The following is a 15251-nucleotide window of genomic DNA, read 5'->3' as shown; positions in this document are numbered from 1 at the left end:
GATTTGTATGAACAAGCACCTCTACCGCATCGTTTTCAACAAGGCACGCGGCCAACTGATGGTCGTCGCCGAGAATGTCACCAGCCAGGGCAAGGCGCCGGGCACCACCGACGGCCCGCTGGGCGCGCTGGGCGCCTCGCTGCTGGTCAGCCTGCGCCCGCTGCGCTTCGCGCTGATGGCGACACTGGGGTTGGTCAGCCTGGCCGCCCCGCTGGCCCATGCCGACATCGTCGCCGACCGCGGCGCCCCACAGAACCAGCAGCCGGGCGTGATCAACTCCGCCAACGGCGTGCCTCAGGTGAACATCCAGACGCCCAGCGCCGCTGGCGTCTCGCGCAACACCTACAGCCAGTTCGACGTGAACCAGCAGGGCGCGATCCTCAATAACTCGCGCAACAGCGTACAGACCCAGCTTGGCGGCTGGATCGACGGTAACCAGGCGCTGGCCAACGGCACCGCGCGGGTCATCCTCAACGAGGTCAACGGCAGCAACCCCAGCCAGCTGCGCGGCTACGTCGAAGTCGCTGGCGACCGCGCCCAGGTGGTGATCGCCAACCCGGCGGGCATCGCCTGTGACGGCTGCGGCTTCATCAACGCCAACCGCGCGACCCTCACCACCGGCACCGCGCAGATCGTCGATGGCCAGCTGCAGGGCTACGAAGTCCGCGGCGGCCACATCGCAATCACCGGCAAGGGCCTGGATGCAAGCCAGACCGACTTCACCGACGTGATCGCCCGCTCAGTGGAAGTCAACGCCGGCGTCTGGGCCAAGGACCTGCGCGTCACCGCCGGGGCCAACCAGGTCAACGCCGACAACAACAGCGCACGAGCTATCGAAGGCAATGGCGAGAGGCCCTCGGTGGCCATCGACGTTGCCCAGCTCGGCGGCATGTACGCCGGCAAGATCATGCTGGTGGGCACCGAATCCGGCGTCGGCGTGCGCAATGCCGGGCAGATCGGCGCCAGCGCAGGCGACGTGGTGATCAGCGCCGACGGCCGCATCGGCAACAGCGGCCAGATCAACGCTACCGCCCATGTCCGCCTGGACAGCAATGGCGGCATCGACAACAGCGGCTCTCTGTATGCCAAGGGCGATACCGCGCTGAGCAGCCGCGGCGATATCCATAACAGCGGCATCGCCGCAGCGCAGCAGAACGTCAGCCTGAATGCCAACGGCATCGTCAACGACAGCAAGGCCACTCTCGCGGCCGGCGTGCAGGCCGATGGCAGTGTCGGCAGCGGCGGCCGACTCGACATCAAGGCCGGCCAGCAGGTGAAGAGCCAGGGCACGACCGTTGCCGGCGGCGACCTCGACATCGCCGGCGCCAGCCTCGATCTGAGCCAGGGCCAGGCCGGTGCGCAGAACGTCCGCCTCACCGCCAGCAATGGCAACGCAAACCTCACCGGTGCCCAGGTCGACGCCAGCAACGCGCTGGCGGTGAGCGTCTCGCAGAAGCTCACCAGCGACGCGGCCAAACTTGCCGGCAGCAGCATTCAGCTGCAGGCCCATGACCTGTCCAACCGCAAGGGCGAGATCATCCAGACCGGCAGCGGCGACATGACCCTCGCCCTCCCCGGCACCCTGGACAACAGCGACGGGCGTATCGCCAGCAACGCCACCAACCTGACCCTCGACTCGCTGAACCTGGACAACCGTCGCGGCAAGATCGAGCACGCAGGCAACGGCACCCTGAAAGTCAACGCGAACTCGGTCGATGGCCGCGACGGCTCGCTCGCCAGCAACGGCCAGTTGCAGGCGAAGTTCCACGACGCCCTGCTCGACGGCGCCAGCACCGTGGCCCGGCAGATCAGCATCGACGCCGCTTCGCTCTCCAATCGCCAGGGCGAAATCCTGCAGACCGGCACGGGCACCCTGCGCATCAGCACCAGCGGCCTGCTGGACAACAGCAGCGGCACCCTCGCCGGCAACGGCGGGGTCCAGCTCGATGCCGGCACCCTGCTGAACCAGTCCGGCACCATCCAGGCTGCCGGAGGCGACCTGCAAGCCAAGGTCAAAGGCAAGCTGGACAACAGCTCCGGTACCCTCGCGGCCACCGGAAACTCGCGTCTGGAGGCCGGCGAGCTGGTCAACGCCAAGGGCAAGATCACTGCCAGCGGCACGCTCGACGTCAATGCCGACAAACTGAACAATGACACCGGCACTCTCGCCGCCAAAGGAGCGCTGACCGCCCGTGGCGGTTCGATCAGCAACCAGAGCGGTACCCTCGGCTCGGTGGACGGCACGGTCGCCCTCGACGCCACCCAGGGCCGTCTCGACAACCGCAGTGGCCGCATCGAAGGCCAGCACCAGATCACCCTTTCCGGCCAGGGCGTGCTCAACGGCAACGGTTTGATCAGCGCTGGTAACCTCAAGCTCGACAGCAGCGGCGCCACCCTGGACAACCAGGGTGGCGTGCTGATTGCCACCGATGGCGTGGAATTGCAGAGCGGCGCGCTGAACAACCAGGGCGGCCTGGTCCAGGCCGACGGCCTGCTGCGCATCGACGCTCACGGCCAAGCCATCACCAACACCGACTCCGGCGTCAGTGGCGGCCTGCTCGGCAAGGGCGGGGTGATTCTCGCCAGCGGCAACCTGGACAACAGTGCCGGCTTCATCGGCGGCAAGGGCGACCTCGACCTCACCACTGCGCAAATCAACAACGCCCGTGGCGGGCTGCTGACCAGCGAAGGCAACGTGCGCATCAAGGCCAGCGGCCTGGACAACCGTAGCGGCCAACTGCAGACCCTTGGCGACGCCACACTCGACCTGGCCAGCGGCCGCCTGGACAACGCCGGCAGCCTGCTGCGCGCCGGCGGCAAGCTGGTGATCAGCGCCGGCATCATCGACAACCGCAACACCCAGGGAGCCGACCAGGGCCTCGAAGGCCATTCGCTGACGCTCAACGCCGGCCAGATCGGCAACCAGGCCGGCGCGGTGCGCGCGGACGAGACCCTCACCCTCAACAGCAGTGGCCAGCTGGACAACAGCGGCGGCCTGATCAGCTCCAGCAAAGAGCTGAACATCCTTGATGCCGCGACCAGCAAGTCCCTCGCCATCCTCAACCACGACGGCAAACTGATCGCCGGGCAGAAGCTGAGCATCGACAGCAAGAGCCTGGGCGGCGACGGCAAGACACTGAGCCTGGGCGACATCAGCCTGAAACTGCGTGACAGCTACGTGCACAGCGGACAGTTGCAGGCCAACGGCACCATCGACCTGCAGACCGCCGGCAACCTGGAAAACCAGGCCCGACTGGTCGCCGGGCAGGCACTGAAAGTCCGCGCCGGAGACGTGAACAACAGCGCCAACGGCGAGCTCAGCGCCACCACCCTGACCGTCGACGCCAGCGGCACTCTGAGCAACCGTGGCCTGCTCGACGGCCAGACCACGCGCGTCAACGCCGGCGCCCTGAACAACCTGGGAACCGGGCGCATCTATGGCGACCAACTGTCGGTCTCCGCCGGCACCCTGCGCAACGACGTGGAAGACGGCAAGGCCGCGGTAATTGCCGCGCGCAACCGTCTGGACATCGGTGTCGGCTCGCTGCTCAACCGCGAACATGCCCTGCTCTTCAGCGCCGGCGATCTCTACATCGGCGGTGCGCTGGACGCCAATGGCCACGCCACCGGCAGCGCCGGTGAAATCCGCAACGCCAGCGCCACCATCGAGGCCCTGGGCGAGATGGGCCTGGCCAGCGCCGTGCTGCGCAACACCAACGAGCACTTCAGCACCCAGGAAGTGGAAGTCAGCCGCGAGAGCGTCCTCGAGTACCAGCTCACCGGCTCCACTGCCCGTTACAAGCCGGAGCAGATTTCCATCTACAACTCCGAGGTCGATCACCTGGTCACTCCGGAAGGCATCCGCGACGACTGGAATCTCTACAGCTATACCCGGGTGACCCGCGAAACCCAGATCCTCAGCTCCGATCCAGCGCAGATCCTCGCCGGCGGCAACCTGCGCCTGGACGTCGCCGACGCGCTCAACGACAAGAGCCGGATCATCGCCGGCGGCACAATCAGCGGCAACCTGGGCCGCCTGGAGAACGACGAGGCGCCTGGCGCGCGCACCACCACCGAGAGCGGCATCGTCACCCACTTCTACCGCATCCAGAAAAAAGGCCGGGACAAACAGGGCGCCGACGGCGCGGCCTACAACCCCGCCGCCAGCATCGTCGACATCTTCCTCAAGCCCGGCGCCTACCAGCAGAACACCGCCCATGCCGGCAGCGGCACCCAGGTCGGCGACCTCAACCTGGGCCGCGTCGACCAGCCGGCCTCCGGCGCCAACGGCGCCCAGGTCAATGTCGGCAACGGCCGGGTGATCAGCCCGGTGCTGGAAGTCACCGCGGTGCAGACCAAGAACAACGCCGGCGTCACCGAGAGCATTCGCACCGGCGGCATCGACACCCGCGTGCCGGACAACAGCCTGTTCCACGTCAACCCGCAAGCCACCAGCGGCTACCTGATCGAAAGTGACCCGCGCTTCACCAACTATCGCGCCTGGCTCTCCTCGGATTACATGCTCGACCGCCTGAGCCTGAACCCCGGCCTGACCCTGACGCGCCTGGGCGATGGCTTCTACGAGCAGAAGCTGATCCGCGAACAGATCGCCCAGCTTACCGGCCGGCGCTTCCTCGACGGCTACGGCAACGACGAAATCCAGTACCGCGCCCTGCTGGATAATGGCCTGACCTACGCCAATGCCTGGAACCTGGTACCCGGTATCGCCCTCACCCCCGAGCAGATGGCGCAACTCACCAGCGACATCGTCTGGCTGGTGGCCAAGGACGTCACCCTCCCCGATGGCAGCGTGGCTCAGACACTGGTGCCGCAGGTCTATGTGCGTGTTCGCCAGGGCGACATCGACGGCTCCGGCGCGCTGATGGCCGGGCAGAACGTGGACCTGAACATCCAGAACAACCTCGTCAACAGCGGCACCCTCGCCGGGCGCAACGTGCTGTCGATCACCTCGGAGAATATCCAGAACCTCGGTGGTCGCCTGACCGGCACCGACGTGGCCGTGAAGGCCAGCGGCGACCTGAACAACCTCGGCGGCCTGATCGACGCTAGCCACAGCCTCACCGCCGTGGCAGGCCGCGATATCAACCTGACCTCCAGTACCCAGGACACCCAGAGTGCCCAGGGTAGCGCCACGCGCGTGTCACGGGTCGCCGGGCTGTTCGTCTCCGACCCGGCCGGTGAGCTGATCGCCACTGCCGGCCGCGACCTCAATCTCAACGCCGCGCAGGTGGTCAACAACGGCGAAGGCGGCAAGACCACCCTCGGCGCCGGCAACGATATCAACCTGGGCACCGTGGCCGTCCAGGAACAGCAGAGCATGACCTGGAACTCCAGCAACTGGCGCAACGAGTCCAGCGCCGGCGAAGTGGGCAGCAGCGTGCAGGGCCAAGGCGACGTGCGCCTGATCGCCGGCCACGACCTCAATGCCCGTGGCGCCAGCGTGACCAGCGAAAAAGGCGCGGTGCAGGCCTCCGCCGACCACGATGTCAACCTCACCGCCAGCCAGAACAGCGCCATGGCCGACGAGGCGCACAAGGTCAAGAGCAAGACCGGCTGGTTCTCGTCCAAGACCATCGTGACCCGCGACACGGTCAACGAGACTCTGTCCCAGGGCAGCACCTTCAGTGGCGAGACGACCTACGTCAGCGCCGGCAACGACCTCAAGGTTGAAGGCAGCAATGCAGTCTCCAATGGCGACACCACGCTGGTGGCGGGCCACAACGTCACCATCGCCTCCGCCACCGACCACCTCAACGAAGTGCACAGCCGCGACGAGAAGAAGAGCGGCCTGTTCAGCGGCGGGGGAATCGGCTTCACCATCGGCAGCCAGCAGCAATCGGTGAAGAACACCGACGACGGCGACAGCGCCGCGGCCAGCACCGTCGGCTCGATCAACGGCAACGTCAACATCAAGGCTGGCGAGGCCTACCGCCAGGTCGGCAGCAAGGTCAGCGCACCGAGCGGCGACGTGAACATCGAAGGCCGCACGGTAGAGATCGTCGAGGCGCAGAACGCCCATCTCAGTACCCAGGAGAGCAAGTTCAAGCAGAGCGGCCTCTCCGTCACGCTGACCAACCCGATCATCACCGCCGTGCAGACCGCACAGCAGATGAAGAAGTCCGCCGAACGCACCGACGATAACCGCATGAAGGCGCTGGCCGCGGCCAACGTCGCGCTGGAAGGCGCCGGCGCCGCCTCCGCCGTCATGGCCAACCCGGCCCAGGCCGGCGGCATCAACATCAGCATCTCCATTGGCGCGAGCAAGAACGAGAGCCACAGCGAACAGCGCGGCAGCACCGCGGCCGGCTCCAGCGTGAGCGCCGGGCGTGATGTGAACATCGTCGCCAGCGGCGCCGGCAAAGACAGCGACATCACCGTGCAAGGCAGTCAGATCAGCGCCGGGCGGGATGCCAACCTCAAGGCCGAAGGCGATATCGCCCTGCTCGCAGCGAAGAACACCGTGGAGCAGCACAGCACCAGCAAGGGCAGCAGCGCCAGCATCGGCATCGGCTTCGCCGTGGGCGGCACGCAGAACGGCTTCACCATCAACGCCGGCGCCTCGCAGAGCCGGGGCAACGCCGACGGCAAGGACCTGGTCTGGAGCAACACCCACGTCGACGGCGGCCGCCAGGTCAATCTGCAATCGGGTGGTGATACCCAGCTGCACGGCGCGGTGGTCAGCGGACCGCAGGTCACCGCCAACGTTGGCGGCAACCTGAGCATCGAGAGCCTGCAGGACACCAGCACCTACGACGCCAAGCAGTCGAGCAAGGGCGTGGGCGTCAGCCTGTGTATCCCGCCCTTCTGCTACGGCGCCTCCAGCGGCAGCGTCAGCAGCAACACCGCCAAGCAGAACTCCAACTACGCCAGCGTCACCGAGCAGTCGGGAATCAAGGCCGGCGACGGCGGCTTCGACATCCGCGTGAATGGCAACACCGACCTCAAGGGCGGCCTGATCGCCAGCAGCGACGCTGCTATCGCGGCCGGCCGCAACCAGCTCAGCACCGGCACCCTGACCCAGTCAGACATCCACAACCAGGCCGACGCCAAGGCCACCAGCAGCGGTATCAACCTCAGCACCGACATGGTTACCCAGGGCAAGTACGGCGTCGGCAAGGCCATCGTCGGCAACGCGATGAACTCGGGCAAGGATTCGGGCTCGTCCTCGGGCGATACCCGCAGCGCGATCAGCGCCGGCACCGTGGTCATCACCGACGACGCCCTGCAGCAGGAGCTCACCGGCAAGAACGCGGCTGACACCGTCGCCGGCCTCAATCGCGACACCGCCAATGCCCATACCGCCGCCGAGCGCCAGGACGTCGACGAGATGCGCCGCACCGCCGAAGCCGAGCAGGCAATCAAGAACGAGACCTACCGTCAGGCCGTGCAGTTCACCGACGAGGCCTACCGCAAGATGTTCCTGGAGAAGGCGCGGATGTTCGTCATCCTCACCGACGACCAGGGCAACGTTCTGCGCGACAAGAACGGCGCACCGCTGCGTCGCGAGCTCAACGACACCGAGAAAGCCAACCTGCAGGCCGGCTCCGACGGCCGCGTGCACATCGCCAACAACGGCATCTTCAACGACGAGGACGGCGCGGCCAAATACGCGGCGCAGCACAGCACCTCTGACGGCCCGCAGTACTTCATCTGGTTCCCCGATGCCAGCAACTCCGTCGCCGAGCTGCTCATCGCCGGCTATCAGAAGTACCTGGAGAACGACTTCTGGGGACTGGCCAACGCCACCGTCGAGACCCGCGAAGCCCTGTTGCGCTATGGCGAGACCGGTCTGCACATCGATGGCCATAGCCGCGGCTCGATGACCACCGGCAACGCCATGGAGTCCATCGCCCGCCTGCCCGACCCCAGCGGCAGCCTGAGCAACACGACCCTCAACTTCTACGGCCCGGCCTACAACGCCGCCAAGGCTGACGACCTGCTGGCCATGCTGCAGAATCGCGACGCGATGAGCGACGAGAAGAAGAACGAGATGGTCGTCCAGCTGCAGAACCACAAGACTGACCCGGTGGGCGGCTGGATCGGCTGGAACCCCGCCACCGGAGGCACCATCCCCGCGGACAGCAATGCACTCAAGGAGATCAAGAACGTGGCGGGCGGCAAGTACACCGTGCACAACTGCTATGGCAACGGCGACGCCGCCTGCCAGAAGTTCTGGCAGGACATGCCCGATCAGAAGCCGGTGCTGACGCCCGTGAAAACCTACCCGCAGACGCCATGAGAGCGCTGACATGCTGATGCGCCATGGCGCCCTGGGGCTGCTCCTGCCCTGCCTCCTCCTGGCTGCGTGCAGCCAGGCCCGGCCATTGCAGCCGGCTCCGCCTCTGTACGAGCTGTGGGCCAGGGGCGGCGTCGATCAGCAAGGTGTGCGCAACGCCCTGCTGGACTGCGGTTTCCCGAACGCCGCCTACGTCGACAGCACCACCATCACCAGCAACGACTACGCCCGCGGCGAGCAATGCATGCTCGGCAAGGGGTTCGTCTACCAGGATCGCTACACCCTCTGCGACACCAGCCCGCAACTGCCCGCCTGCCAGGCGGCCGGCGGCAAGCCCGGGACCAATGCCACGCAGCGTCCGCCCGCCTACACGCAGTGGGCGCAAACCGGCACCGACAGCCAGGGCGTGCAGCAGGCCATGAAGAACTGCGGCTACACCACAGTGATCGAGCCCGTCGACGAAATGCTGCTCAACGACATCGCCGCCGCGCAACTGTGCATGCTTGACCGCGGTTTCCACTTCACCCGGCCGGCCAACTTCCTGCTGTGCAAGAACCCGCCCATGCTGCCCGCATGCCGCGGCAAGGTCATCAATACGCGCAACTGCTGCGCGCCGCCCCAGGCCGCCGGACAACGCTGAGACCAGGAATCCCCATGGACGCCACCCTCATCTCCCGCGCCGCCAGCCTCGCGCTGGCCGCGCTGCTGCTCGCCGGCTGCGGCAACCTCGCCAACGTACAGTCCTACTCCACGCCTTACTCCGCGCCCGCGACCGGCGACACCGCGCGGCTACGGGTGATCACCAACGGCATGGCCCGCGGTGTACCCGCCAGCGCCTGCATCGACTGGCGCCGCGCTGGCGCCGGGGTGATCGCCGTGGCGCAATCCGGTTTCGCCAGCCGCAACGGCCAGAACCTCGGCATGCCGACCAGCCGCCAGGCCGAGCAACTGGGCCAGGGCGGCTTCGCCAGCAGCGAGGTGAACATCCCAGCGAACCAGCCGTTCGCCGTCAACTTCCAGAGCAAGGGCATGGTCAGCAGCGGCTACTCGTACAGCTGCCAGCAATCGATGACCTTCACCCCCGAAGCCGGGCAGGACTACGAGCTGCTGCTGATGGAAAGCGGCCAGTGCCTGGCGCGCCTGGTGCGCCTGGGTGATGGTCGAAACCTCAGCGGCAGCCTGCAGGACACCCGGCTGTGCAAGGCGTCCGACGCGCTCTGAGCGCGAGGCCTCACGGGCGCGAATACGGCGGATAGCGGTCCCCCGGAACACGCCGCTGGCCCTGCGGATCGGGGCCGTCCTGAGGAACGTGCGGTGGATGCGGCGGATCGATCTGCGGGTCGGCGAGGTCCGGCGAATCCGGGTCGAAGCCCAGCTCAGGGTCGATATGCCGCGAGCCGCCCGATGGCCCCGGGCGCTGCGGGTAGCCCGGCAGGCCGCGACTGGCGCCAGGACCGGATTGTGCCGGCCAGCGCTCGGGCGCGACCGAGGGACGTTGGCTGATTTCACCGTGGCCTTTCATGTTCACCTCCAGCGATTCGGGCAATGGTATGGCGGTGGACGTGGGCGCGCCGCGAAGGTTTCAGCCGATGGTCGGACGGTACTGTCGGCTGCTATCTCGAAGCGCTGAACCCGCGTTCTAGACCATGGTCGCAAAGACCCGACCACGCATCTGTGACACCTTCGCGCGCTTTTTTAGCGTCCCGGAGTCACCGCATGCCCTCCCCCCTATCCTCCAGCCCGCTCGCCCGCCTGAGCGCCCTCGCCCTGCTCGGTGGCATCGCCGCCCCGGCCAGCGCCGACTTCCTGGAGGACAGCAGCGCGCGCCTGGAATCGCGCACCTTCTACTTCAACCGCGACTTCCGCGACGGCAGCTCGGCCAACCCGCAGGGTGCCTCCAAGCGCGAGGAAACCGCGCAGGGTTTCATTCTCAACCTGCAGTCGGGCTACACCGAAGGCACCGTCGGCTTCGGTGTCGACGCCCTGGCCATGCTCGGCATGAAACTCGACTCCAGCCCCGCCGACAGCAACAGCGGCCTGCTGCCCTCCAGCGGTCACGACCCGCGTCACTCCGAAGACCAGTACGCCAAAGCCGGCGTCACCGGCAAGCTGCGCGTCTCCCACACCCAGTTCAAGTACGGCGCGATGCTGCCGGACATGCCGCTGCTCAAGTACAACGACGGCCGCCTGCTGCCCAACATGTTCCATGGAGCGCAGCTGACCAGCGAGGAAATCGCCCACCTCAAGCTCACTGCCACGCGCCTGGAGCGCTACACCGCGCGCGACTCCACCGATGCCCAGGACGTGCGCCTGAACTGCAAGAACAAGCGCTACGCCTGCGACACCACCGGCAACCGCTTCGACTCCTACCAGGCCGACTACCAGGTTAACGACCAGCTCCTGCTGCAATACGCCCAGGGCGGGCTGGAGAACGTCTACCGCCAGCGCTACGTCGGCATCGTCGGCAAGCAGGCGTTGGGCGCCGGCAAGGTCACGGCCGACCTGCGCTGGTTCGACAGCGACGACGACGGCTCGGCCCGCGCTGGCGAGATCGACAACCGCGCCCTCAGCCTACTGCTGTCCTACGCCCAGAGCGGCCACATCTTCAGCGCCGGCTGGCAGCGCATGAGCGGCGACAGCTCCATGCCCTACCTCGACGGCAGCAACCCCTACCTCGCCAACTACGTGCAGGTGAACGACTTCGCCAACGCCCAGGAGCGCTCCTGGCAACTGCGCTACGACTTCGACCTGCGTAGCGTCGGCGTGCCCGGCCTGAGCTTCATGACCCGCTACGTCAACGGCGACCACATCGCCCTGGCCAACGGCAACGAGGGCAAGGAATGGGAGCGTGACGTGGAGTTCAAGTACGTGCTCCAGACCGGCACGTTCAAGGACCTCAGCCTGCGCCTGCGCAACGCCACCTACCGCACCAACTACGAACAGTCGGCGCGCGACGTGGATGAGGTGCGACTGATCGTCAGCTACAACTTCTCGATTCTCTGATCCAGCCGGGCGCGGGCACTCACCGCGTGATGCTCACCCAGGTATCGGTGACGGCTCCGGCCCGACGCTCCGTCGTGGCCGGGCCAGCATCGGGGGCGCCCAGGGTTTGGTAGAAAAAAGCTGAGGCCTTTTCCCAGCTTTCCCGTCGGTGAACGTAGCCCAGCAACTCGGTAGTCATTGCCCGAGCCATGTCGATGCCAGCCCGGTTGCTCTCGTAGGCCCCATCCTTTTCACAATGTGACTTCTGGTTCTCGGCATCGTACGTATACAGCTGCAGCAGCCTGCCGGTGCCATTCTCGCGCAGCGTGTGGCTCGCGCTGTAACTGTCCTGGATCAGGTGGGCGATCGCCCCTGCAGCCAGCGATCGCAGGTTTTCTTCCTGATCGCCCTGGCGATACATGTGCTTCATGTCGAAAACATCGAGCACCGTGCAGTCGCTGGGATCGGCCAACTGCGGATTGCGAGAGCAGCCGACCTTGCCGAAGAACTCGTGGTAGGGCGTTGACTTGCGAACGGTGTTAGCCGGCACCTTCCCGATCGCGACCCGGTAGGTGTATTCCAGCCACCGATACATCTTTGCTCTGGCTTGCGCGTCGGACTCATCCGCAGCCCGCATCGAATGAAGGAATTGCAGATCGCCATGGTGCACGCGACGGGTCAGCGTATTGGGCCGACCGGCATTTTCCTCATGAGCCTTGAACAGCAAGATATGACTCGCGCCGTTGTAGTGCCAAGCTTTGCGCGTCAGCTCTTCGGGGTCATCGTTCCACTCCACGCCGCCCAGCAACGGCAGGAGCCAGGTCCTGCCCCGAAGGACTTTCGCGTAAGCCGGTTGGTAGGCCTGCCGGGTGATGATCTCGTGGATGGCCTGATTTCGGCTGTCGAGGATGTAGGAACGCAGATGGCACTGAGCGGCGCTCGCATCGGCGCGGAATTCCAACTGAACCGCGCTGGAGTCGTAGTCATTCGCTCCTCCTCTCCAGCTGACGGGATGGATTTCGAACGCCACGGCCTGGCTGATCAGAAGAATGCCCAGTAAGCCCAATGGATTGTGCATGGTCTCTTCCTTGAAATGAGGCGGAGCGGTCAGTGACTGAGCCTGAACTTCCCAGAGGCTCCGGTCATCATTCATATCGATGATGATCGGGGCGTCGACCAGCGCCGAAGACATCGGCAAACCCTATGGCGAACGCACTGCAGCCGCTGCAAGGGCCGCCCGCAAGTGCCGGTTCCAGGTCCCCAATGTGGCTCCAGCTCCTGGCGCCGCGAAGGCCTAACCCAGTCGCGCTGGCGCCAGGACCCGTCCGCCCCGGCGCAGCCTGGCCAGCGTCCGCCTTTGCACCGCATTCACTCCCAGATTTGGGGCGAAAGGATGAGATCCATTTCATCCTGTCGGCGACGTCCCGCCGTCACCAACCGAAAAGCCCCACGAGCCATCAGCCTTGCGGCCCCATCCGCGTCACCGCCCGCTTCGCCTCGGCTTTGGCCCCACTGGCCAGGGAAGCCCGCGCTTTACGAGCTGGCCCTGGAGCGCCCGAGTGCAAGGCAGGGCCGCTGGAAGGATAAGGTCCGCAGCCGGGCCGGCATCGACGCGCCGACCCGGCAGCAGAGCCTCACTTGGCAGTGAGCGTGCTGTAGCTGGTGATCAGGTTGCGGTAATCGGGAATGTGGTTGGAGAACAGCGCAGCAAGGCCTTCGATATCGTTACGCCAGTCGCGGTGCAGCTCACAGGCCACGCCGAACCAGGTCATCATCTGCGCGCCGGCGGCTTCCATGCGACGCCAGGCGGCGTCACGGGTGACCTCGTTGAAAGTACCGGAGGCGTCGGCGACGACGAACACGTCGAAGCCCTCTTCCAGCGCCGACAGCGCCGGGAAGGCCACGCAGACCTCGGTGACCACGCCAGCGATGATCAGCTGTTTCTTGCCGGTGGCCTTCACCGCCTTGACGAAGTCCTCGTTGTCCCAGGCGTTGATGTTGCCCGGGCGGGCGATGTAGGGCGCGTCGGGGAACAGGTCTTTCAGCTCGGGGACCAACGGGCCGTTGGGGCCGTTCTCAAAGCTGGTGGTGAGAATGGTCGGCAGCTTGAAATACTTGGCCAGGTCGGCCAGGGCCAGGACATTGTTCTTGAACTTGTCCGGTTCGATGTCGCGCACCAGCGAGAGCAGACCGGCCTGGTGATCGACCAGCAGTACGGCGGCCTGGGTCTTGTCGAGACGGACGTAGGGCTTGCTCATGGCGTTTCCTCGTTGCAGTGATAGCCCGACCGGAGCCGGGCGGGGTTGGATCAGCGCTGGGAGTCCAGCACCTCGTGTTCGGTCACTACCTGCTGGGCCTTGGTGTAGCTTTCGATCAGCAGACGGTAATGCGGGAAGATCAGGCTGTAGGCCTCCGCCCATTGCGCGGCGTCGGGACGGTTCCAGGTGCGCTGGATTTCCGAGGCGACGGCGGCGGTATCCATGGGCACCACGCCGGCCTGGACGACACGGGCCAGGGTGATTTCCTGCGCGGCCTTGGAGTAGGTGCCGGAAGCATCGATCACGGCGAAGACCTTGTAGCCCGCGTTGACTGCGGCAATCGCCGGGAAGGCCATGCAGACGCTGGTGATAGTGCCGGCGATGACCAGGGTCTTCTTGCCGGTGGCCTCGACGGCGGCGACGAATTCGGGGTTGTCCCAGGCGTTGATCTCGCCCTTGCGCGCCACGTATTGTGCATGCGGCGCGGCCTCGTGGATTTCCGGGATCAGCGGGCCGTTGGGGCCCTGCGGCACCGAGGCGGTGGTGATCACCGGGATTCTTGCCAGCGTGGCGATCCTTGCCAGGGTGATGGCGTTGTTGCGCAGCTCGGTCATGGGCATGTCCTTGACCGTCTGGAACAGCCCACTCTGATGGTCGATGAGGAGCATGGCGGTGTCGTCGGGATCGATCACCGGGCGCTGGCCGTTGAAGTTGGCAATCTGGTTGAAGTGGCTCATTTTGGGGTCTCCACAAAGGGCATCCGGCCCATAAAGCCCGCGCCTCCTGCGCGGGCGTTCATCCAGACTAGGCGACGCCTGAGTCGGGGGTGTGACATCAGCGGGTCATCTGTCCGAAACGTCCGCTCTGGACGTCGGCAATGGCCTGCTGGATTTCGCTTTCGCTGTTCATCACGAAGGGGCCGTAGCCGACGATGGGCTCGTTCAGCGGCTCGCCGCTGAGCAGCAGCACCAGGGCATCGCTCTCGGCTTCCAGCTGCAGGCTGTCGCCGCGCCAGTCGAACAGCGCCAGCTGGCCTTCGCGCAGGGTTTCGCCGCTCCCCAGCCGGACGTTGCCGCGCAGTACCACCAGGGCGGTGTTGCGCTCCGCCTTGACGGCCAGCTCCAGCGGGCAGCCGGGCTGCAGGCGCAGGTCCCAGACATCCAGCGGGCTGAAGGTGTGCGCCGGACCGGCATGGCCGGCGTAGTCACCGGCGATCACCCGCAGGCGGCCAGCGCCGTCGGCCAGTTCGATGCTCGGGACATCGCCGGCCAGCAGCGTCTGGTAAGCCGGCGCGGTGCGCTTGTGGCGGGCCGGCAGGTTCACCCAGAGCTGGACCATGTGCAGGTTGCCGCCGCTGCGGGCGAAATCCGGCGAGTGGTATTCCTCGTGGAGGATGCCGTCACCGGCAGTCATCCACTGCACGTCGCCGGGGCCGATGCGGCCGCCACCACCGCTGGAGTCGCGGTGTTCCAGTTCGCCCTCATAGACCAGGGTCACGGTCTCGAAGCCCCGGTGCGGGTGCTGGCCGACGCCACGGCGCACCGTGGTGGGGCCGAAAGCGTGGGGGCCGGCATGGTCGAGCAGCAGGAAGGGGCTGAGGTGCTCGCCCAGGCTGTCGTAGGAAAACAGCGTGCGAACCGGAAAACCGTCACCGACCCAGTGCGGCCGAGCGGCGCTGTAGATGCCAAGAATCTGTTTCATGGGTACCTCCTGTTGTGCATGTAGGCCACGATACGGATGGAACAATTGCGCCG

9 protein-coding genes are annotated in these 15251 nt (G+C 66.2%); 4 read left to right on the top strand and 5 right to left on the bottom strand.

Going from position 1 to position 15251, the window contains the following annotated elements; all coding sequences use genetic code 11:
• Positions 1 to 7 precede the first annotated feature (7 nt).
• Genes ACIPK7_RS17740 through ACIPK7_RS17730 form a run of 3 tightly spaced genes read left to right on the top strand, consistent with a single transcriptional unit; the run spans position 8 to position 9478 of the window.
• Positions 8 to 8260 (top strand): hemagglutinin repeat-containing protein, encoded by an 8253-nt coding sequence (locus tag ACIPK7_RS17740; RefSeq protein WP_401089220.1) that lies wholly within the window; start codon positions 8 to 10, stop codon positions 8258 to 8260.
• 10 nt (positions 8261 to 8270) lie between these two features.
• Positions 8271 to 8897, top strand: coding sequence for a hypothetical protein (locus tag ACIPK7_RS17735; protein ID WP_401089218.1), 627 nt, complete (start codon positions 8271 to 8273; stop codon positions 8895 to 8897).
• 14 nt (positions 8898 to 8911) lie between these two features.
• The gene (locus ACIPK7_RS17730) at positions 8912 to 9478 is read left to right on the top strand and encodes a hypothetical protein (RefSeq protein ID WP_401089216.1); all 567 of its coding nucleotides are present in this window, start codon (positions 8912 to 8914) and stop codon (positions 9476 to 9478) included.
• 10 nt (positions 9479 to 9488) lie between these two features.
• Here the strand turns inward: ACIPK7_RS17730 and ACIPK7_RS17725 are convergent, their stop codons facing one another.
• On the bottom strand, positions 9489 to 9779 hold the full coding sequence (locus ACIPK7_RS17725; protein ID WP_401089214.1) for a DUF6021 family protein: 291 nt from the start codon (positions 9777 to 9779) through the stop codon (positions 9489 to 9491).
• 194 nt (positions 9780 to 9973) lie between these two features.
• Here ACIPK7_RS17725 and ACIPK7_RS17720 point away from each other — a divergent pair, with 194 nt between their 5' ends.
• Entirely contained in the window at positions 9974 to 11260 is a 1287-nt protein-coding gene (locus ACIPK7_RS17720) for an OprD family porin (protein WP_192432968.1), read from the top strand.
• Positions 11261 to 11279: 19 nt separating this feature from the next.
• Here ACIPK7_RS17720 and ACIPK7_RS17715 read toward each other — a convergent pair whose 3' ends face one another.
• The 4 genes from ACIPK7_RS17715 to ACIPK7_RS17700 all read right to left on the bottom strand — a co-directional run bounded on the left by ACIPK7_RS17715 (position 11280) and on the right by ACIPK7_RS17700 (position 15198).
• A complete protein-coding gene (locus tag ACIPK7_RS17715; RefSeq protein ID WP_401089212.1) occupies positions 11280 to 12431 on the bottom strand; it encodes a hypothetical protein in 1152 nt (383 codons plus the stop codon).
• A gap of 442 nt (positions 12432 to 12873) precedes the next feature.
• Complete coding sequence (ycaC, locus tag ACIPK7_RS17710) at positions 12874 to 13497, bottom strand: isochorismate family cysteine hydrolase YcaC (RefSeq protein ID WP_401089210.1); 624 nt, start codon at positions 13495 to 13497, stop codon at positions 12874 to 12876.
• A gap of 50 nt (positions 13498 to 13547) precedes the next feature.
• Positions 13548 to 14234 (bottom strand): hydrolase, encoded by a 687-nt coding sequence (locus tag ACIPK7_RS17705; protein WP_192432966.1) that lies wholly within the window; start codon positions 14232 to 14234, stop codon positions 13548 to 13550.
• A 97-nt stretch (positions 14235 to 14331) separates the two neighbouring features.
• Positions 14332 to 15198, bottom strand: a complete 867-nt coding sequence (locus ACIPK7_RS17700; RefSeq protein WP_401089208.1) for a pirin family protein — start codon at positions 15196 to 15198, stop codon at positions 14332 to 14334.
• Between the last annotated feature and the right edge of the window lie 53 nt (positions 15199 to 15251).

The organism is Pseudomonas sp. NPDC086581, assembly GCF_044746165.1.
Classification (GTDB): domain Bacteria; phylum Pseudomonadota; class Gammaproteobacteria; order Pseudomonadales; family Pseudomonadaceae; genus Pseudomonas.
The sequence above is the reverse complement of the archived record's forward strand: the minus strand, read 5'-3'. Positions and strand labels throughout refer to the sequence as shown.